Origin of the sequence: Catenulispora pinisilvae (genome assembly GCF_015356865.1) — a bacterium.
GTDB classification, from domain to species: domain Bacteria; phylum Actinomycetota; class Actinomycetes; order Streptomycetales; family Catenulisporaceae; genus Catenulispora; species Catenulispora pinisilvae.
In genome coordinates this window covers 31,131-50,094 of sequence record NZ_JAAFZA010000059.1, presented here as the reverse complement: position 1 = coordinate 50,094, position 18,964 = coordinate 31,131, and the positions used below count along the sequence as shown (strand labels likewise).

The 18,964-nt window shown below is 69.4% G+C and carries 16 protein-coding genes; 11 read left to right on the top strand and 5 right to left on the bottom strand.

Going from position 1 to position 18,964, the window contains the following annotated elements:
• Positions 1-1,276: 1,276 nt before the first annotated feature.
• Together IZR01_RS18480 and IZR01_RS18475 are read right to left on the bottom strand one after the other, a co-directional pair.
• Entirely contained in the window at positions 1,277-2,119 is an 843-nt protein-coding gene (locus tag IZR01_RS18480) for a M55 family metallopeptidase (protein ID WP_194924540.1), read from the bottom strand.
• A gap of 33 nt (positions 2,120-2,152) precedes the next feature.
• Complete coding sequence (locus IZR01_RS18475) at positions 2,153-2,887, bottom strand: alpha/beta fold hydrolase (protein WP_194924539.1); 735 nt, start codon at positions 2,885-2,887, stop codon at positions 2,153-2,155.
• A gap of 154 nt (positions 2,888-3,041) precedes the next feature.
• Here IZR01_RS18475 and IZR01_RS18470 point away from each other — a divergent pair, with 154 nt between their 5' ends.
• From IZR01_RS18470 to IZR01_RS18455, 4 genes are all read left to right on the top strand, one after another.
• Complete coding sequence (locus IZR01_RS18470; protein ID WP_194893530.1) at positions 3,042-3,671, top strand: histidine phosphatase family protein; 630 nt, start codon at positions 3,042-3,044, stop codon at positions 3,669-3,671.
• A 161-nt stretch (positions 3,672-3,832) separates the two neighbouring features.
• The gene (locus IZR01_RS18465) at positions 3,833-7,858 is read left to right on the top strand and encodes a glycoside hydrolase family 3 C-terminal domain-containing protein (protein ID WP_194924538.1); all 4,026 of its coding nucleotides are present in this window, start codon (positions 3,833-3,835) and stop codon (positions 7,856-7,858) included.
• A 32-nt stretch (positions 7,859-7,890) separates the two neighbouring features.
• A complete protein-coding gene (locus IZR01_RS18460; protein ID WP_369125488.1) occupies positions 7,891-9,192 on the top strand; it encodes a Gfo/Idh/MocA family protein in 1,302 nt (433 codons plus the stop codon).
• Entirely contained in the window at positions 9,189-10,205 is a 1,017-nt protein-coding gene (locus IZR01_RS18455; protein ID WP_194924537.1) for a sugar phosphate isomerase/epimerase family protein, read from the top strand. The genes IZR01_RS18460 and IZR01_RS18455 overlap by 4 nt, the downstream gene beginning before the upstream one ends.
• Before the next feature lie 56 nt (positions 10,206-10,261).
• Here IZR01_RS18455 and IZR01_RS53330 read toward each other — a convergent pair whose 3' ends face one another.
• Together IZR01_RS53330 and IZR01_RS18445 are read right to left on the bottom strand one after the other, a co-directional pair.
• Positions 10,262-11,389 (bottom strand): NADAR family protein, encoded by a 1,128-nt coding sequence (locus IZR01_RS53330; protein WP_323747035.1) that lies wholly within the window; start codon positions 11,387-11,389, stop codon positions 10,262-10,264.
• A 55-nt stretch (positions 11,390-11,444) separates the two neighbouring features.
• A complete protein-coding gene (locus IZR01_RS18445) occupies positions 11,445-11,843 on the bottom strand; it encodes a carboxymuconolactone decarboxylase family protein (protein WP_194893527.1) in 399 nt (132 codons plus the stop codon).
• A 276-nt stretch (positions 11,844-12,119) separates the two neighbouring features.
• On the opposite strand from IZR01_RS18445, the gene infA reads away from it, so the two are divergent.
• Positions 12,120-12,341 (top strand): translation initiation factor IF-1, encoded by a 222-nt coding sequence (infA, locus tag IZR01_RS18440; protein ID WP_194893526.1) that lies wholly within the window; start codon positions 12,120-12,122, stop codon positions 12,339-12,341.
• Between the two features lie 41 nt (positions 12,342-12,382).
• Here the strand turns inward: infA and IZR01_RS18435 are convergent, their stop codons facing one another.
• On the bottom strand, positions 12,383-12,907 hold the full coding sequence (locus IZR01_RS18435) for a hypothetical protein (RefSeq protein ID WP_194924536.1): 525 nt from the start codon (positions 12,905-12,907) through the stop codon (positions 12,383-12,385).
• A 223-nt stretch (positions 12,908-13,130) separates the two neighbouring features.
• Here IZR01_RS18435 and IZR01_RS18430 point away from each other — a divergent pair, with 223 nt between their 5' ends.
• The 6 genes from IZR01_RS18430 (at position 13,131) to IZR01_RS18405 (ending at position 18,954) form a co-directional block, all read left to right on the top strand.
• Complete coding sequence (locus tag IZR01_RS18430) at positions 13,131-14,270, top strand: molybdopterin-dependent oxidoreductase (RefSeq protein WP_194893524.1); 1,140 nt, start codon at positions 13,131-13,133, stop codon at positions 14,268-14,270.
• Positions 14,267-14,752, top strand: a complete 486-nt coding sequence (locus IZR01_RS18425) for a hypothetical protein (protein WP_194924535.1) — start codon at positions 14,267-14,269, stop codon at positions 14,750-14,752. Before IZR01_RS18430 ends, IZR01_RS18425 begins: the two co-directional genes overlap by 4 nt.
• The gene (locus IZR01_RS18420) at positions 14,749-15,099 is read left to right on the top strand and encodes a non-heme iron oxygenase ferredoxin subunit (RefSeq protein WP_194893522.1); all 351 of its coding nucleotides are present in this window, start codon (positions 14,749-14,751) and stop codon (positions 15,097-15,099) included. The genes IZR01_RS18425 and IZR01_RS18420 overlap by 4 nt, the downstream gene beginning before the upstream one ends.
• 5 nt (positions 15,100-15,104) lie before the next feature.
• Positions 15,105-16,361 (top strand): NAD(P)/FAD-dependent oxidoreductase, encoded by a 1,257-nt coding sequence (locus IZR01_RS18415; RefSeq protein WP_323747034.1) that lies wholly within the window; start codon positions 15,105-15,107, stop codon positions 16,359-16,361.
• Positions 16,362-16,498: 137 nt separating this feature from the next.
• Positions 16,499-17,593 (top strand): ABC transporter ATP-binding protein, encoded by a 1,095-nt coding sequence (locus IZR01_RS18410; protein WP_194924534.1) that lies wholly within the window; start codon positions 16,499-16,501, stop codon positions 17,591-17,593.
• Positions 17,590-18,954, top strand: a complete 1,365-nt coding sequence (locus tag IZR01_RS18405; protein ID WP_194924533.1) for an ABC transporter permease — start codon at positions 17,590-17,592, stop codon at positions 18,952-18,954. The genes IZR01_RS18410 and IZR01_RS18405 overlap by 4 nt, the downstream gene beginning before the upstream one ends.
• Positions 18,955-18,964: the final 10 nt, after the last annotated feature.

Genomic DNA, 18,964 nt, shown 5'->3' with positions numbered 1-18,964 from the left:
TTCCATAGGGTGGTCCGGTCAGGGCCCTGCGCCGGCGGTTTGTGAGGTGGTGCGGTTCGTTCCCCACGGTCGCGTCGTCAGCCCCAAGGGGTACAGCACCGGTGTCCGGGAGTAAAGTCCGCGCCGTCACGTCGGGCCTGCAAGCTGCGGTTTGTATAGCGCGAACTTGACTCCCGGCCACCGGCACTGTAGGCGAAGCCCTGCCGACGCGACCGAGGGGAACGAACCGAAAACCGACCGGATAAGTACAAAACCGGTGGTTCGGTACCGGCGACTCGGCGAGTTCGGCTGCCGGTCCAGGTGCTGGCAGCGCGGCAGTCCCGAGAGTGCGCATTCTAGGCTGGCGAGTGCGAGTGCAGATGCGGGCGCGGGCGCGGGCTCGCCTGGCCGCCAAGGCCGATGCTGGTGGATAGCAAGCGCGCCGGGGGATGTCGGCAGTCGGCGGCTGGCTGCTGCGAGCGCTGCCGGTCCGCTCTACCGCATACTGCACCCGGGCATGTTCTCGACCAACTGACCACCGGCCCGCCGCCACGCCCTCACCGGCAGCCGCATCGCTAAGCTGCGTCTACGGGCCCTTCGATTGCTATTCTTCCGGTCGGTTTTCGGTTCGTTCCCCTCGGTCGCGTCGGCAGGGCTTTGCCTACAGTGCCGGTGGCCGGGAGTCAAGTTCGCGCTATCAAAACCGCAGCTTGCAGGTCTGACCGCAACGGCGCGGACTTTACTCCCGGACACCGGCGCTGTACCCCTTGGGGCTGACGACGCGACCGTGGGGAACGGACCGCACCACCTCACAAACCGCCAGCGCAGGGCCCTGACCGGACCACCCTATGGAGCAGCGCCAGTTCCCCGAGGGAGCCGAGAGCCCCCGCCGGAGGCGCCGGCCCTTCACCATGGCTCTTGATCTTGATCTTGCAGTTGATCTGGCTCTTGATCTTGCTGTTGATCTGCTGTTGTTCCGACTTGCTGGAGTTGAAGAGGCCTGAGGCGCGGCGGGGTCGTGAACGCGCGAACCGGCAGCTGACAAACCCGCCCGCCGACCCGAACCCCGAACCGGCACAACTATGACCGAAGGCCATAAAAAGCTTCTAAAAACCACAGCGCAACCGCAACCCGGCCCGCAAACTCCAGCCCCCCAAAAGAAACCCCGCGCCGCCGCCTAAGCAGCGGGTCATGCTGGATGCCGCTTCACTCGCGATGCCGCTTCACTCGCGATGCCGCTTCACTCGCGATGCCGCTTCACTCGCGATGCCGCTTCACTCGCGATGCCGCCTCTGCTTCATTCGGCGATGCCGCGAGTGAGCATGACCAGCGTGATGAAGGTGCGGTAGAGGCGGATCGGGTCGTCGTCTTCGATCCGGACGACGGTCGGATCCCGATCGTCGCGCTCAACGCGTTCCAGCCACGTCGCCATCTCGGCCAGATCCGGGTTGCGCAGGCGGACCGTGAGGGTTGCCGGGGTGTCGATGCGGGCGGTCGGCGTGTCGTACGCCTCGCTCAGGGAGTCGATGGCCTGCCGCGCGTGGTCGGCGATCAATTCCCTGGCGCTTGCCGGGTGCAGGCTCTTGGCCGCGAACCGCGAGACCGACTGCTTCACCACTGCGGCTTGCGCCTGCGGCCAGAATGGCTCAAGCTCCCGCGCCGTCGTCTGGTCGCCGGTCACCAACACCACCGGCACCCCATATCCGTGGGCGACCAGCGAGTTGATCCCGGACTCCCCGGCCAGCGTGCCGTTGAGCCGGACCTCTGCGATCGCGGCTGGGTTGTAGGTGTGGGACAGCGTTGCCGGTTCGGCTGATGCCGAGCCGTGGTAGGAGACGAAGAAACAGGCGTCGAAGGATTCGTCGAGGCCCTGCATCATGTAGAGCGGCTTGTGGTGGCCGGACAGGTAGGAGGCCCGGCCGCTCAGCCGCTCCGGCCGCAGGTTTGCCATTCGGCCGTGGGAGTCGTTGACCAGGAACTCGTGTGGGCCGCCGGACAGGTTCGCGCCGTCGATCGACGCGTTCACCTCTTCTTGCAGCAGCTCGCGGTAGTGCTCGTAGTCCTGTTGGCCCGGCCGGCACTGGTCCCAGTTCACGACCCCGGCTGTGCCCTCCATGTCCGAGGAGATGAAGATCTTCACTGCGGCTCCTTGCCCGGCGTCCGGTTCCGAGCGCTACTTGCCGATCTCGCCCAGCAGCGCGGCCAGATCGTCCGGCCGCGACAGCATCGGCCAGTGGCCGGTGGGCAGGGGGTGCATCTCCAGCTGGGTCATCAGGCCGAAGATCGGGTTGACGCCGGCCAGCTCGGTGATCTGCTCCGGGGTAAAGGTGCAGCAGATGCCTGATGCCGGGACCGGCAGCTTGTCGTTGGGCCGCTCCAGGGGGTCGGTCACGGTCCGGAACGGTTGCGGGGTCCCCAGCGTCTGCATACGCTCCAGGTCCGCTTCGCTGATCCCAGCCAGGTTCACCGGATCGGCGGCCGCGTCGAAGGTCGGGACCGGCAGGAGCCAGCCCGCGCCCTCGTCGGCGACCAGCTGCCGTTGCGCCGCCTGGGCCGCGGGCGGGTTGAACTCGATGGCGCCCTGGCCGGACGGCATCGGGCCGGTGTCCACGTAGACCAGCCGGGTGATCAGCTCCGGGGCCGCGTCGGCCACGCCGGTGACCGGCATGTTGCCGCCGCTGTGGCCGACCAGCACCACGTCGCTGAGCCGGTGCTGGCGCAGGTAGCCGACGATGTCCGCGACCTCGTCCCGCAGCCCGGTCTCCGGCGTCGCCTCCGCGGCCCGCTCGCCGATCCCCAGCCTGGTCAGCGGATGCGCCTCGTGGCCGGCCGCGCGCAGGCGCTCCGCGACGATGTCCCATTCCCAGGCGCCCAGCCAGAAACCGGGGACCAGTACGAACGTGGCCATGGCACACCTCTCAAACCATTGGTTGATGCCTTCAATCCCGACCATAGCCGTCGCCACTGACAATCGCGCCTGCTGCCGATGGCGGTGCCGGTGGCGGTGGCGGTGGCAGCGGCAGTGGCGATAGCGGTGGAAAGCATGGTGGAAGACTGATCTAATGCGCACCATCTACGCCGTCACCCACACCGAAGCGACCCACCATGTCGATAAGCTCGTCGGCGGCTGGTACGACTCGCAGCTGACGCCGGCCGGCCGACGGGATGCCGCGGCTATCGGCCGGGTGCTGCGGGCGGAGATCCCCGAGGGTGCCGACGTCGAGGTGATCTCCTCGGACTTGCTCCGGGCCCAGCAGACCGCGGAGAAGGTATCCGACGCGCTCGGCGTCACGACCATCATGGACCGGCGGTTGCGGGAGAAGTCCTATGGGGAAGCGGAGGGGCGGCCTCAGCAGTGGCTGGACCGGCGATTCGTCCCGCCGCCGGCCACCGGGGATCGGATGGGGCACTACGAGGGCATGCGCGGCGGCGAAACGCGCGGGGAATGCGCGCAGCGTGTCTACGCGGCGATGGCGGAGATCCTTGCGCGCGATTGCGAGTACCAGATCATCGTGACCCACGGCTTCGCGCTGACTTTCGTCGTCGCGGCGTGGATCAAGATGCCGTTCGCGGCGCTGGGGTCGGTGAGTTTTCGCGTGCGGTCGGGCAGTATCACGACGTTGCGCGAGGACGACTTCTATCACAACCGTCAGGTCCTCAGCCTCGGCGATACTCGCCACCTCGGCTCCTGACCGCCAGACGTCTCGGCGAGCGACGGTAACCCACTTAATTGCCAATCCGTGCCGTCCCACGCTTTATCCAGTCGTGTATGAGGTGGCGTCTTCGCAGATCAGCGGCCTGCACGGGAAAGGTTCACGGACAACCTTGCCCCCGATAACAGCGTGGGTTTTATATGCATCCCATGATGCGCCCAGTCCGCACGCTGCTGTGCACCGCACTCGCCCTGGCCATGGTGCCGGCCGCCGCGTACGCGAGTACGCAGGCCACCCCACCGGCCGACGCGCCGGCCGCCCAGTCCGCGCAGCCGATCTACCTGAACACGCACTACTCGTTCGCCGAACGCGCCGCGGATCTGGTTTCGCGGATGACGCTGCCAGAGAAGGTCGCGCAGCTACAGACCAACAGCGCGCCGGCGATCCCGCGGCTGGGGGTGCAGAAGTACACGTACTGGAGCGAGGGCCAGCACGGCGTCAACACGCTGGGCGCCGATGAGAACCGGGGCGGCGTCGCCGGCGGGGTGCACGCGACCAGCTTCCCGGTGAACTTCGCCGCGACGATGTCGTGGGATCCGGAGCTGACCTACCAGGAGACCACCGCGGTCTCCGACGAGGTGCGCGGCTTCGACGACAAGTCGCTGTTCGGGACCGGGCAGAACAACCTGGGCCCGGCCGCGAGCGACTACGGCGCGCTGACGTTCTGGGCGCCGAACGTCAACATGGACCGGGATCCGCTGTGGGGGCGCACGAACGAGTCGTTCGGCGAGGATCCCTACCTCACCTCCACGATGGCCGGCGCGTTCGTCGACGGCTACCAGGGCGAGACCATCACCGGCCAGCAGCAGACCCCTTATTTGAAGGTCGCGGCGACCGCCAAGCACTACGCCCTGAACAACGTCGAGGACAGCCGGCACACCGGCAGCTCCGACACCACCGACGCCAACATCCGGGACTACTACACCAAGCAGTTCGCGTCCCTGGTGCAGAACGCGCACGTGTCCGGGATCATGACCTCCTACAACGCGGTCAACGGAACGCCGTCGCCGGCCGACACCTACACGGTCGACGAACTGTTGCAGGCCACCTACGGCTTCTCCGGCTACACCACCTCCGACTGCGGCGCGATCGGCGACGTCTACGGCGCCGCCTCGCACGGCTGGGCCCCGCCCGGCTGGACCAGCAACGGCACGTCCTGGACGAACAGCGCCACCGGCAAGCAGATCTCGGCGGCCGCGGGCGGCCAGGCCTTCGCGATCCGGGCCGGCACCCAGCTCAACTGCTCCGGCGGCGAGATGACCCCGCAGAACATCAGCGCGGCCATCGACGTCGGGCTGCTCTCGGACGGCGTCGTCGACGCCACCTTGACCCGGCTGTTCACGGTGCGCATGCAGACCGGCGAGTTCGACCCGGCCAACCGGGTCGGCTACACGAACATCACCAAGGCCCAGATCGAGTCCCCGGCGCACCAGACGCTCGCTGAGAAGGTCGCCGCGAACGACATCGTGCTGCTACAGAACGGCAGTGTGTCCGGCACGTCGGCCAAGCTGCTGCCGGTGGATCCGGCCAAGACCGGCGATATCGTCATCGTCGGAGACCTGGCGAACAAGGTGACTCTCGGCGGCTACTCCGGCGAGCCGACGCACCAGACGAACGCGGTGCAGGGGATCACGGCGGCGGTGAAGGCCGCGAACCCGTCGGCCACCGTCACCTTCGACGACTGCGCTACCTCGACGAAGGCCACCACCCCGGCCGCGTGCTCGGCGGCGACCCAGGCCGCGATCAAGACCGCGAGCCTGGTGATCGTGTTCGCCGGTTCCGACATGAGCGTCGCCGACGAGGCCAACGACCGCGGCACCCTGGCCCTGCCGGGCAACTACGACTCGCTGATCAGCCAGGTCTCGGCCCTGGGCAACCCGCGCACCGCGCTGGTGATGCAGGCCGACGGCCCGTATGACATCCAGGCCGCGCAGAAGGACTTCCCGTCGATCGTCTTCAGCGGCTACAACGGCGAGAATCAGGGCACTGCGCTGGCCCAGGTGCTCTTCGGCCAGCAGAACCCGGCCGGGCACCTGGACTTCACCTGGTACGCGGGCGACAACCAGCTGGCACCGATGGACAACTACGGGCTGACGCCGTCGCAGACCGGCGGACTCGGGCGGACCTATCAGTACTTCACCGGGACCCCGACCTACCCGTTCGGCTACGGCCTGTCCTATAGCGACTTCACGTACTCCCATGTCCAGGTCGGTCCGGAGAAGGCCAGCGCGGACGGGACCGTGCACGTCGGCTTCGACGTCACCAACACCGGCTCCGTCGCCGGGACCACCGTCGCTCAGCTCTATGCCGCGCTTCCCGGCGCCGGGGCCGGCGACACGAACCGCGAGCAGCTGGCCGGCTTCCAGAAGACCAAGAACCTCCAGCCCGGCCAGAGCCAGCACATCTCGTTGTCAGTCCAGGTCTCCAGCCTCAGCAAGTGGGACGAGAACAGCCTGAAGCAGGTCGTCGCCGACGGCGCGTACCAGTTCCGCGTCGGCCCGGACTCGGCGACCGCGGCCGGTTCCGGCACCGTGGACGTGCGCGGCACGATGACGCCGCGGGTGCAGTCGGTCGCCGTCCAGCCGGACCAGGTGGTCTTCAACGCCGGCCAGACGCTCGACCTGACGGCCGCCAACCCGTGGATTGCGCCGGACACCAACTCGGCCCTGGAACAGAACCACGCTCCGGCCGCCAACATCGTCGAGGCGGTCAACAACGACCAGTCGTTCGTGGACCTCGCCCACGCGAACGTCCGCTACAGCACCAGCGACCCGCGCGTCGCCACGATCAGCCCCTCCGGCATCGTGACCATGCACGCGCCAGGGGCGGCGACGATCAAGGTGACGGTGAACGGCGTGACCGGCACCGCCCCGATCGTCGTGCAGGACCTGTTCGCGTTGCAGGCTCCTTCCATCGTGAAGCCGGCGACCACCACCACCGCGACCGAGACGTTCACCAACACCAGTTCCAAGGCCGTCCGCGAGCTGCGCCTCGGCCTGACCACCCCGACCGGCTGGACCGCGACCGCCACCACACCGGTGACGGTGCCCAGCGTCGCCCCGGGCCAGAAGGTGACGGCCAGCTGGAGCGTCGCGATCCCGGCCGGCGCCAGCCCCGGTACGCAGACGGAGCTGGACGCCACGACCTCCTTCACCGGTGCCGCCGGACCCGACACCCAGACCTCGGTCGGCCCGGTCACGGTGACCTCCGGCGCCACCCCGGAACAGGCCACGCCGGTCATCACCGGAACGAGCCCGGCCGCCGGATCGCTCCAGGTCGTGCTGAACAACCCTTCGGACACGCCTACCTCGGTGACCGGGGTGAAGTGGCAGCTCGGCAGCCTGTCCGGCACCGCGCCGGTCAGCGCCACGATCGCGGCCGGGGCCTCGGCCACGGTGACGGTGCCGGTGACCGGCATCAGCTTCGCCACCATCTACCCGCTGACGGTCAGCAGCGTCATCTCCGGCGGGCTGTCCTCGGAGAACCTGACCGGACATGTCACGTTCGTGCCGGTGGTCAACAAGAGCCTGGGTAGCTCGTGGACGGTCGCCGATGTGCAGGACGGCCCGTATGTGAACCTGTCGACCAGCGCGGACGGGACGTGGGGGTCGCTTGACGGCTCGCTGCCTTACGGCGGGGACTCCTATCTGTCCGGCAAGATGTGGTTCGACTGGGACGCTAAGAACCTTTACGTCACCGCCGATATGACCGAGGCCGCGTTCTCCCAGACCAACACCGCCGGCGATATCTGGAAGGGCGACAGCTTGCAGGTGTCGGCCACCTCCGGGATCCCGGGATCGTCGACTTCCACGAGCAATGACTCGCTCGAAGGCCACTACGAATACGGGGCCGCACTGACTCCGGCCGGTTCCCAGCTGTACCGGTGGATCAGCCCGTCGCAGGGTGCGGGGCTCGTGACCGACGCTCAGGTGCATGTGACCCGCGACGACACGGCCCACACGACCCTCTATGAGATCGCGATCCCGTGGAGCGACCTCACCTCGTTGCAGCCGACGGCCAACTCAGTGTTCTCCATCTCGACGATGCTCAACAACGTCGACAGCGGCGTCCGGAACGGCTACCTCCAGTGGGGTGGGGGTATCGGAGACAACAAGGACGTCGCCGAGTTCAACCAGGCGCAGCTGATGCCGGCGGCCGGATCGTGAGCGAGGGGAGCGCCGTGCACGAAGGCGGGAACGTGGTGCACGCGGCCGGGAGTACCGGGCCTGCGGCCGGGAACACCGGGCCCGGGACACTCCGCGTCGGCCTGATCGGCCACGGCTTCATGGGCCGCATGCACTCGCTGGCCTGGCAGACCGTCGGGCGGGCCGTCGCACTGCCGCTGGTGCCCGAGCTGACCGCGATCGCCGGCCGGAACGCCGAGGCCGTCGACCGGGCGGCGCGGGCCTGGGGCTGGCAGTCCGCGACCGACGACTGGCGCAGCCTGATCGAGCGGGACGATATCGACGTCATCGACATCACCACGCCCGGGGCGCTGCACGCCGAGATCGCTTTGGCGGCGCTCGCGGCCGGTAAGCACGTGCTGTGCGAGAAGCCGTTGGCGAACACGCTGGAGGAAGCTCGGGCGATGACGGCCGGCGCGCGGGACGCGGCGGCGCGCGGAGTCCAGTCGATGGTCGGGTTCAACTACCGGCGCACACCGGCCTTGGCGCTGGCGCGCGATCTGGTCGCTCAGGGCCGGATCGGCGAGATCCGGCATGTGCGGGCCGTGTACTTGCAGGACTGGATCAATGATCCGGAGTTCCCGCTGGTGTGGCGGCTGCGCAAGGAGGAGGCGGGGTCCGGGGCGCTGGGCGACCTCGGTGCGCACATCGTGGACCTCGCCCATTTCCTGACCGGCAAGCGGATCACCGGATTGAGTGCCCTGACTCGCACGTTCGTCCAGGAGCGGCCGTTGGCGACGTCGGCCTCCGGGTTGAGCGGCGCGGCCGGGAGCGAGCGGGGCCGGGTGACGGTCGATGACGCCGCGGTCTTCTTCGCCGACTGCGAGGGCGGGGCGATCGCGACGTTCGAGGCCACGCGGTTCGCGCCGGGGCGGAAGAACGCCATGCGGATCGAGGTGAACGGGTCGAGGGGCAGCGTGGCTTTCGACTTCGAGGCGATGAACGAGTTGCAGTTCTACGACGCGACTGGGGACAGCGCGGGGGAGGGTAGCTCTGGTGCGGACGCCTCGGGCATGCCCAGTGCCGGGGCGGGCTTCAGCCGCATCCTCGCGACCGAACCGCAGCATCCTTACTTGGACGCGTGGTGGCCGCCGGGCCACGGCCTGGGCTACGACCACACGTTCGTGAACCAGAAGCGGGACCTGGTCGAGGCGATCGCCGCCGGGAGGCCGCCGACGCCGTCGTTCGCCGACGGGCTCTACGTGCAGGGCGTGCTGGCCGCGGTGGAGGACAGTGCTCGGAACAAGTCCGGATGGACTGCTGTACCAACAGAATCGATGGAAGCAGGATCGATGCAAGAAAGTAGGACACGATGACCCGGCCGATCACCCTGTTCACCGGTCAGTGGGCCGACCTCCCGTTCGAGCAGGTCTGCCGGCTGGCCGCGGACTGGGGCTACGACGGTCTGGAGATCGCCTGCTGGGGCGACCACTTCGAGGTGGACCGGGCGCTGAGCGAGCCCGGCTACGTCGCCGGTCGCAAAGCCCTGCTGGCCGAGCACGGCCTTCAGGTGCACGCGATCTCCACGCATCTGGTCGGCCAGGCGGTGTGTGACGCCGTGATCGACGGCCGGCACCAGGACATCCTCCCCGCGCGGATCTGGGGCGACGGCGAGGCCGAGGGCGTCCGGAAGCGCGCGGCGGCGGAGCTGGCCGACACCGCGCGGGCGGCGGCCGAACTCGGCGTGCAGACCGTCGTCGGCTTCACCGGCTCGCCGATCTGGCACCTGCTGGCCATGTTCCCGCCGGTGTCCGCCGACGTCGTCGAGGCCGGGTACGAGGAGTTCGCGCAGCGCTTCCACCCGATCCTGGACGTGTTCGACTCGGTCGGCGTGCGCTTCGCCCACGAGGTGCACCCCAGCGAGATCGCGTACGACTACTGGTCGACGGTGCGCACCCTGGAGGCGATCGACCACCGCCCGGCCTTCGGACTCAACTTCGACCCGAGCCACTTCGTCTGGCAGGACCTGGACCCGGTCGGGTTCCTCTACGACTTCCGCGACCGTATCTATCACGTGGACTGCAAGGACGCGGCCAAGCGCCTCAACGGCCGCAACGGCAGGCTCGGCTCGCACCTGCCGTGGGGTGACCCCCGGCGCGGCTGGGACTTCGTGTCGACGGGGCACGGCGACGTCGCGTGGGAGCCGGTGTTCCGGATGCTCAACTCGATCGAGTACGCGGGGCCGATCAGCGTCGAGTGGGAGGACGCGGGCATGGACCGCCTGGTCGGCGCGCCCGAGGCGCTGGCGTTTGTGCGGGGGCTGGCGAGGATCGAGCCGCCGGCGGCTTCGTTCGACGCGGCTTTCAGCCAGGGGGCGGCGGCCTCATAGGGTGGGCCTACGCCAGCGCCGGGCCAGTCTGCAATCCGAACATCCCCCCGCCATAGCTAAATGGAGATGTCCAGCTTGTCCGCGGCCAGTTCGGAACGGATCAGCTCCAGCAGCCGGCCCATCCAGTTCCGGCCGTCGCGGCCGTGCTGGCTCCAGAAGGTCGAGCCGCCCTCGTTGTAGATCAGGCGGGTGGCGCCGGTGGCCAGCAGTGTCTCGGCGAAGTCGGGGTGCTGCTGGAACTTCGCGCGCAGGAGGCGGGTCATGATGGCGACGCGTGCCTGGGGCCAGTTCTCGTGGCGGGCTGAGCTCTCGGCGATCTTGCGGGCGTCGTAGGCTCGTTCGGCGGTGCGGATTTCGGTGCGGCGCTGCTCGTCGGTGACTGCCAGGGCCCAGTAGGCGTGGGTGACCGTGGGGTAGGTGTGGTCGCCGATGAGGATCGGTGCGGGGCACTCGTTGCGGAGAACCATTTTGCCGGGGTCCTCGGGCCAGCCGCGAGGGAAGATTCGCTCCTCGATGAGGATGCTGGTCTCGACCGGTTCGGTGGGGCCGTCCGCGGGCTTCTTGTTCGCGTACTCCTGGCGTGCTTGTTCGCGTTCTGCGAAGTAGTCGCGGGCCCAGGCGAGTGTTTCCTCGGTGACGTCCAGTGCCTCCCCGCTCCACAGCTCGATCTGGCTGCCCACCCCGTACACGAGCGCCTTCAGCGGATGGTCCTTGTTGTCCATGTCGCCGAGTGCGTAGTGGCGCAGGTGTTCGGGGATTGCCTCGTAGGCTTCGCGGGCGGCGTTCCGGTTTGCCTCGGTCGGGTCCGCGAGGAAAATGTTGAGGGCGGCGAGGCAGCGGGCGGTGGAGTTCGGGCGGCGGTTGAGGTCGTCGACGGTGTCGCGGACCTCGCCGAGCAGCATCTCGGGGGTCAGGGCGAGGTGCGGGTCGGTCATCTTCCAGGAGCCCAGGTGGTGGGCCGATACCCGGGTGTCCTCCGGCACGTCGGTCACGACCCATTCGGACGCCAGCTTGTCGGCGAAGCCCTCCAGCGTCTCCAGACCCCAGCAGTCGACCATGCCGTCGGCGTAGATCAGCAGGTCGGTGAGGAAGTAGCTGCGGCCGTTGCGGATGAACGCGGGACGCCAGGTGCCCACGATGCGCTCGCCGTCCACGTCACGCCAGGTTGCATTGTGTATCGCCACGGGCGTCAGGGTACTGAGCGGGGCCGGCGCGGGGCGACTGGGTTAGCGGTGCGTGTCACCCCTGGCTCTGCCGGCGCGCCTCCTCGAACACCTGCACCGCGATCTGGTAGCCCTCGAACGCGCGGGCGGCGCCGGCGTAGGCCTCGATGTGGATGAACGTCTCGACGATCTCCTCGGGGCTGACCCCGTTGTTCAGGGCGATGCGCAGCTGGCCGCGCAGTGGTTCCAGGGTGCCCAGGACGGCGGCGATCGTCACCGAGAGCAGTGCCCGGGTGCGGACGTCGAGCACGTCGGTGCGGGTCCAGGCGTCGCCGAAGGTGTGCAAGGTTGCCAGGCGGGTGAAGTCCGCGCTGTTGGCGGGCTCGGCTGGACCGGGTTCCAGGAACGGCTCCAGGCGCCGGCCCAGTAGCCGCGCCGCTGTTTCCAGGGCGGTGGAGTAGTCGTGGTCGGGCATAGCTGTTCCCTTTCGAGTGTGGTCGCGTGCCGCTGGCCTGTCGGTTCATCAGCGACAGGGCGCTTTCTTCTGGGATCGCGCCTGACGGGAAAAGGATTTGAGCCGGGCGGCGTACCGCTGTTACGGTCACGACCGGCCGTGATGTCGTCGTAAGGAGGTGAGACCCGTGAACACAGTCACCCACGGGTGCTCCCCCCCGTCGTCCACGGTCCGGCGGCTGACGTTCGGCGTCGCCCGGGAGCGCCTGAGAATCAGGACTCCCGGAAGGAGACTCCGATGAAGAGCAAAGACGGCATCGAGGTCGAGGGCAAAGTCATCGAGTGCCTGCGCAGCGCCATGTTCACCGTGGAGCTGGAGAACGGGCACCGGGTGCTCGCGCACATCAGCGGCAAGGTCCGCAAGAACTACATCCGGATCAACCTGGAAGACCGGGTGTTGGTGGAGCTGTCGCCGTACGACCTGACACGCGGGCGCATCGTGTTCCGCTATCGGAACTAGCGCGGTCGGTACTTTTCGCGGTAGCTGAGGGCGAGCCTCGGTCACGACTTCCGACGTGACCGACGCTTGTCCGTCGCTGTGGCTGTGGCTGTGGCTGTGGCCGTGGTGGTGGTGGTGGCGGTGGCCGTGGCGGTGTCCGGGGCCGCGGACCGCGCGCCGCGCCGTCGTCCCCGACGCTCCGCCGCGAGCTCCGCCTTGACCTGCTTGGCACGGTCGGGGGCGCGGCGCGAGGTGATGATCCGGCGGGCGCTGAGGCTGTACTTGGCGGTCTTGACCATCGGGCCGCCGACGACCGCGCCCGCGGTGGCGGCGACGGCCGAGACGTCGTCGGTGACCGCCTGGATGTTGTCGGTGATGGCGGCGACCTTCACCATGCCCTCGTTGCCGGTCTTCGCGGCCTGCTCCGCCTGTTCGAGCAGCGGGAGCGCGGCCGCGGTCAGGGTGCTCAGCGTGCCCTTGACGGTGAGCAGCAGCTCGGTGACCCGCACCAGGACCAGCGCCAGGAAGCAGGCGCCGACCACCACGGCGACCGCGAAGACCAGGCCGACGACCTGGGAACCGGACATCTCGAAACTCCCGTCACCGCCAGCCGCCGAAAGGGCTTGTGACTGTAGACGCTAGCCTCTGACCGGCCCGTGGGAAGCCAACCTCTGGATGATCGGCGTGTCGGGGCGGCGGGATGTCGCCGGGGTGCCGCCGGGGTGGCGCGGCAAGCCGTCACTCTTCCGTAAGACCGATTTGCCGGATTTCGGCGCGCCCAGGACGACCCCGCTCCCTAGCCTGGCACTCATGAAGGCGTTCCCCTCCACACTCCGGAGCCCCAGGTTGACCAGCCAGCTCGGGGTCTGGCTGGGCGCCATGTTCGGGGTCTGCTTCCTCACCGGGTTCCTCAGCCACGAGATCCAGCACCCCGCCTCGTGGTTCTGGTGGCCCGCCACTCCGGTGTGGCTGTACCGGGTCACCCAGGGCGTGCACGTCGCGACCGGCCTGGCCTCGATCCCGCTGCTGGCGGCCAAGCTCTGGTCGGTCTTCCCGCGGCTGCTGAACCTGCCGACGGTCAAGAAGTGGACCCGGGTCAAGGACTGGGCCCAGCTGATCGAGCGGATCAGCGTCCTCGTCCTGGTGGCGGCGGCGATCGTGCAGGTCACCTCCGGCGTGCTGAACATCGCCCGTTGGTACTCGGCGATGGGTTTCTTCTTCACCGACCTGCACTACTGGACCGCCTGGATCGCGGTCGGCGCGCTGCTGGTCCACGTCGGCGTGAAGCTGCCGGTGGTCCGGCGCGCGCTGTCGGCCCCGGTGCGTCCGCTGCGCAAGCCGCCGACCGGCTTGACCCGGCGCGGCCTGCTCGGCGCGGTCGCCGCGACGTCGGCGGTGGTGACGGTGGCGACCGTGGGGGAGACGCTGCGTCCGCTGGCCGGGGTCTCAGTGCTCGCCGACCGGGACCCGCGCGTGGGGCCGCAAGGGCTGCCGGTGAACGCCTCGGCCACCGAGGCCGGCGTCCGGACCGTGGCCGCCGATCCCGACTGGCGGCTGGAGGTGGTCGGACCGGCGCGGACCGTCCAACTGAGCATGGCGGAACTGGCCGCGATGAAGCAGACCACTGCCACGCTGCCGATCTCCTGCGTCGAAGGCTGGAGCTCGGCCGCGTCCTGGACCGGGGTGCCGCTGCGCGACCTGGTGAAGATGGTCGGCGGCGACAACGGCAGCCAGGTCACGGTCGTCTCGCTGCAACAGGGCAGCCGCTACGCCAGTTCGGTCGTCGATCCGCCGCACGCGCACCACCCCCACACGCTGATCGCCCTGCGGCTGCGCGGCGAGCCGCTGCACATCGACCACGGCTATCCGTGCCGCCTGATCGCTCCCGACCGGCCCGGGGTCCTCCAGACCAAGTGGCTGGGCCGGCTGGTCGTCGGGAGCGCCGCGTGACGAGCTTGAAGGGCGTCAAGGGAATGAAGGGCTTGAAGAACAAGCCGGATATGAGCGGCACCGCCTGGGCCCGACGCGGGTTCGTCCTCGCCGGGCTGGCGATGATCGGGTTCGCGCTGTTCGGCGGGGGAGCGGCGGAGCTGAGCACGTCGCCGTATCTGAAGTTCGTGGTCGAGGTGACGCTCGGCGTCCTGGTGCTGGTCCTGCCGCTGTCGCTGGCCGTCGGGTGGCTGATCGGCAAGGTCGTGCCGGTCCTCGCGCGGCCGATCGTGCAGGGCACCTGCCTGGCGACCGCGCTGATCGTGATGATCGCGCTGCCCTCGGTCCTGGGCTTCGGCCGCGACGCCACCTTGCCCTCGGCCCTGCCCCGTAATTACGCCACCGGCCTGTGGACCGTGCTCGCCGTCGTCTGGGCGGGCGCGGCCACGCTGATCGTCGTACGGATCGTGCGACGCCGAACCCCGAAGGAGCCCACGAAATGAGCGAGCACAAGCCCCTGGACGTCTTCGCCGCCGACGAACTCGGCGACGGTGACGCCAAGACGATCCCGGCGAAGGCCACCGGGTGGTCGGACGCCATCACGGTCTTCCGCGACGGCGATGCCTACTACGCCCTGGACGACACCTGCCCGCACGAGAAGGCCTCGCTCGGCGAGGGGTGGTTGGAGGACGGCGAGATCGAGTGCCCGCTGCACCAGAGCCGGTTCAGTCTGAAGACCGGGGCCGTCACCTGCCTGCCGGCGACCCGGAACGCGCGGACGCATCAGGTCGAGGTGAAAGACGGTCGGGTGTGGCTGACGCCGGGGCAGTCGCCGGTCGACGCCGGATGAGCGGCGTGAGCTCCGGGCCGGGGCCGCTCCCCAACCACGTCCTGGTGATCGGCGCGGGCCTGGCGGCGGTCAGCCTGTGTGCGGCACTGCGCGCCGGCGGCTTCACCGGCCGGCTCACCATGGTCGGCGACGAACCCTGCCACCCCTACGACCGGCCGCCGCTGAGCAAGCAGTTCCTGGCCGGTGCCAGCGACGCCGCCCAGATCTCGTTGCAGCCCGCCGAGTGGTACCTGGCGCAGGGGATCGACGTGCGGTTGGGCGTCCCGGTCGCGGCGTTCGACGCCGGCACCGGAGGCGTGGAACTCGCCGACGGCTCCGCGCTCGTCGCCGACGTGCTCGTGCTGGCCACCGGCGGCCGGGCCCGGCGGCTGCCGGTCCCCGGCGGGCAGACGGCCACGGTGCTGCGCACCCGCGCCGACGCCGAGGCGCTGCGCGACCGGCTCTCGCCCGGCGTCCGGCTCCTGATCGCCGGGGCCGGGCTGATCGGCGCGGAAGTCGCGGCCACGGCGACGCGGCACGGCTGCCACGTGACGCTCGTGGATCCGAGCCCGCTGCCGATGGCACACGCGATCGGGCCGCACGCCGCTCGTGCGCTGCACGCTCAGCACGCGGCGCACGGCGTCACCGTCGTGTCCGGCGGCGTCTTCGCCATCGAGGCGGGCCGGGTCGTGCTGTCCACCGGCGCGAGTGTGTCGGCGGACGTGGACGCGGAGGTGGACGCGGTCGTTGAATTGGACGTGGACGTCATCGTGGCGGGCATCGGCATCGTGCCGAACGTCGAGCTGGCCGAGGACGCCGGACTCGACGTCGACAACGGCGTCCTGGTCGACGCCGAGATGCGGACCAGCGCGCCCCACGTATACGCCATCGGCGACATCGCGCGCGTCGCGGGCACCCCGCACCGCTCAGAACACTGGGACAACGCCCGCCGCACCGCCGAGACCGCGGCGCGCGCCATCCTCGGCCAGCCCCCGGAACCGCGCCGCACGCCGTGGTTCTGGACCGATCGCTACGGCACCCACCTGGAGATGGCAGGGCTCTACGACCCGGATGCTGAGGCCGTGGTGCGCGGCGACATCGAGGGCGGCACCGGGTCGGTGTTCTACGTCCGCGACCGATTCTGCGTCGGCGCCGTCTCGCTGGACCGCCCGCTCGACATCCGGGCCGCCCAGCGGATGATCGACCGCCGGATTCCGCTCGATACGGTGCGGTTGGCGGATGAAGGGGTTGATCTGCGCAGGCTGCTGGTCGCCCGCGCGTAGCGGCGACAGCACATTCACATCTTAGTCCGCCGGTCCTCTCCTGTTCTTCAACCATTCAACCGCTGCGACGCCCGGAGGCCACGCGTCGGGCCTAGGCTCCTGAACCGCCACATGAGCGTTGGCTGAAAGAGGAGCGCATGGAGAACGCCGTCGCGGTGCGGGGTCTGGGGATCACGAAGACCTTCGGTGACATCGTCGCCCTCGACCAGGTCGATCTGAACGTGGCCCGAGGTCAGATCCACGGTCTGGTCGGGCCGAACGGGGCCGGGAAGACCACGCTGCTCGGGCTGTTGCTGGGCCTGGCGGTGGCCGATTCGGGTTCTCTGGAAATACTTGGGGACCCAGTGGGGCGCGCGCTGGCCGCACCGGACGGCGTGTCGGGCTTCGTCGACGGCCCGGGCCTGTATCCCACGCTCACCGCGAAGCAGAACCTTGCGGCGCTGGCCGGGCTGCGTCCCCGCGGCGCGCGCATCGCTGACATCGACCAAGTCCTGGAAGAGGTCGGGCTCGCCACGGTCGCCGATGACAAGGTGCGGGGCTTCTCGCTCGGCATGCGGCAGCGCCTGGGCCTGGCCGCGGCGTTGTTGACCAGGCCGAAGCTGCTGGTGCTGGACGAGCCGGCCAACGGCCTGGACCCGTCCGGCAAGAAGCAGGTGCACGGTGTGCTCAACCGGCTGGTGGCCGACGGCGCGACGGTGATCTTGTCCAGCCATCGGATGGACGACCTGGAAGCGCTGTGCTCGGAGGTCACGATCCTGGCGACCGGCCGTGTGGTCTTCTCCGGGCCGCTGAACAAGCTCTCTGCTGAGGATCGCGAACTGGACTACCGGTTGCGGACCTCGGACCCGGAGGCGGCGCGCGCGGTCGCGCGGGAGACGCCGGGCGTGGAGGTCATCGAAGGCTCCGACGCCGTCGCGCGCGGGGATGACGTGCTCGTGGTCCGCGCGCAGGTGGCGGCGTTGGACGCGCTGGTCGCGAAGGTCGTCCGGGCCGATATCGCGGTGCGGGAACTGGCGCCGGTCGTGTCGCCGCTGGAAGCGGCGTTCCTGGCGCTGACCGAGCAGCCGCCTGAACTCCAACCCGAGCAACAAGCCGAAGGCCAGCCCGAGCAACAAGCCGAAGGCCAGCCCGAGCGCGAGCGGCAAGCCGAACAGCAGCCTGAGCTCCAGCCCGAGCCCGCCCACAACCCAGAGCACCACCCAGAGCACAACCCCCAGGAGGCCGGCCGATGACCGCCACCCTCGCCGAAGCCCCCGCGTCCGAAGCCGCGCCCCCGGTCGCGCGGCCGGTCCCGGTCGGCCGGGTCCTGCGCTTCGAGCTGGTCAAGCAGTTCTCGGCGTGGCGAGTGCGGTTGCTGATCCTGCTGTGCTGGCTGGGCCCGGCGGTGCTGGTCTTCGCCATCGACCAGCAGAGCACGCTGCCCTCGGACACCCTGTTCGGCCGCTGGATGCACGCCACCGGCTGGGCCGGACCGCTGGTGGCGCTCGGGTTCGCCGGGACGTGGGCGCTGCCGCTACTCACGTCGGTCGTCGCCGGTGACGTCTTCGCCTCCGAAGACCGGCTCGGCACCTGGCGCCACCTCATCATCGCCATCCGGTCGCACCGCCGGATCTTCGTCGCCAAGGCCGTGGCCAGCCTCACCGTGATCCTGTTGCTGGTCACCGGGTTGGCCGTCTCCAGTATCGTCGGCGGGCTGTTGGCCAAGGGGAACAAGCCCCTGATCGGCCTGGACGGTCACACTCTCAGCGGCGGCGACGCGGCCGGGAAGGTCGTGCTGGCCTGGGTGTGCGTGCTGGCACCGACGCTGGCGCTGGTCGCCATCGGGCTGCTCGGTTCGATCGCGTTGGGCCGGTCCCCGATGGGCCTGCTGCTGCCGATGCTGGTCGCGCTGGGCATGCAGTTGGCGCAGATGCTGCCGCTGCCGGTGGCCGTCCGACTGGCGCTGCCCGGCTACGCCTTCATCTCCTGGAACGGGCTGTTCACCGATCCACAGCAACTCAGGCCCCTGCTGATCGGCATCGTCGTCGCCCTGGTGTGGGCCGTCGCCGCCACCGTCCTGGCCTACCTGCTGTTCCTGCGCCGGGACTTCACCAACCTGACCAACGACGGCGCCGGCCGCCGCGTGGTGTCCCTCGGCGTGCTCCCGCTGGTCGGGCTGCTCGCCGTCACCACCGGGGTGGTCGCCGCGACGAGCGGGGCCGGCGGTTCGGGTATCGCGCAGGACAAGGTCCAGCAGTCGGTGGCCACCGCGTTCGCCCACTTGTATCGCCTGCAGGAAGCGCAGATGCACCGGCCGCCGGTCACCGAGGCGCAGTTGCAGGCCGCCGCGTCCTGTCTGAAGACCGAGGGCCACGGGGCCCAGGAAGGCGCGGGCAACGACTGGCGGTGCACCGTGACCTGGCACGTGCCGGGGGTCACGCTCACCGGCACGTCGTACTACCAACTCGATGTGACTGCGAACGGGCGCTACATCGCCGACGGCGATGGGCCGCAGGAAGTAAACGGCTACTTCCTCATTGCCACCCCAGGTGGGGATGTGCCGAATCCGCTGTGGCAGTTCGACGGCAATGTCGATCTGCTTCCCACTCACTGAAGGAATCACT

Excerpts from the sequence above, each read along its gene's own strand:
- IZR01_RS18475 (WP_194924539.1), bottom strand. The coding sequence starts at position 2,887 with ATGGCCACGTTCGTACTGGTCCCCGGTTTCTGGCTGGGCGCCTGGGAA.
- IZR01_RS18470 (WP_194893530.1), top strand. The coding sequence starts at position 3,042 with ATGCGCACCATCTACGCCGTCACCCACACCGAAGCGACCCACCATGTC.
- IZR01_RS18465 (WP_194924538.1), top strand. The coding sequence starts at position 3,833 with ATGCATCCCATGATGCGCCCAGTCCGCACGCTGCTGTGCACCGCACTC.
- IZR01_RS18455 (WP_194924537.1), top strand. The coding sequence starts at position 9,189 with ATGACCCGGCCGATCACCCTGTTCACCGGTCAGTGGGCCGACCTCCCG.
- IZR01_RS18445 (WP_194893527.1), bottom strand. The coding sequence starts at position 11,843 with ATGCCCGACCACGACTACTCCACCGCCCTGGAAACAGCGGCGCGGCTA.
- infA (WP_194893526.1), top strand. The coding sequence starts at position 12,120 with ATGAAGAGCAAAGACGGCATCGAGGTCGAGGGCAAAGTCATCGAGTGC.
- IZR01_RS18435 (WP_194924536.1), bottom strand. The coding sequence starts at position 12,907 with ATGTCCGGTTCCCAGGTCGTCGGCCTGGTCTTCGCGGTCGCCGTGGTG.
- IZR01_RS18430 (WP_194893524.1), top strand. The coding sequence starts at position 13,131 with ATGAAGGCGTTCCCCTCCACACTCCGGAGCCCCAGGTTGACCAGCCAG.
- IZR01_RS18420 (WP_194893522.1), top strand. The coding sequence starts at position 14,749 with ATGAGCGAGCACAAGCCCCTGGACGTCTTCGCCGCCGACGAACTCGGC.
- IZR01_RS18410 (WP_194924534.1), top strand. The coding sequence starts at position 16,499 with ATGGAGAACGCCGTCGCGGTGCGGGGTCTGGGGATCACGAAGACCTTC.
- IZR01_RS18405 (WP_194924533.1), top strand. The coding sequence starts at position 17,590 with ATGACCGCCACCCTCGCCGAAGCCCCCGCGTCCGAAGCCGCGCCCCCG.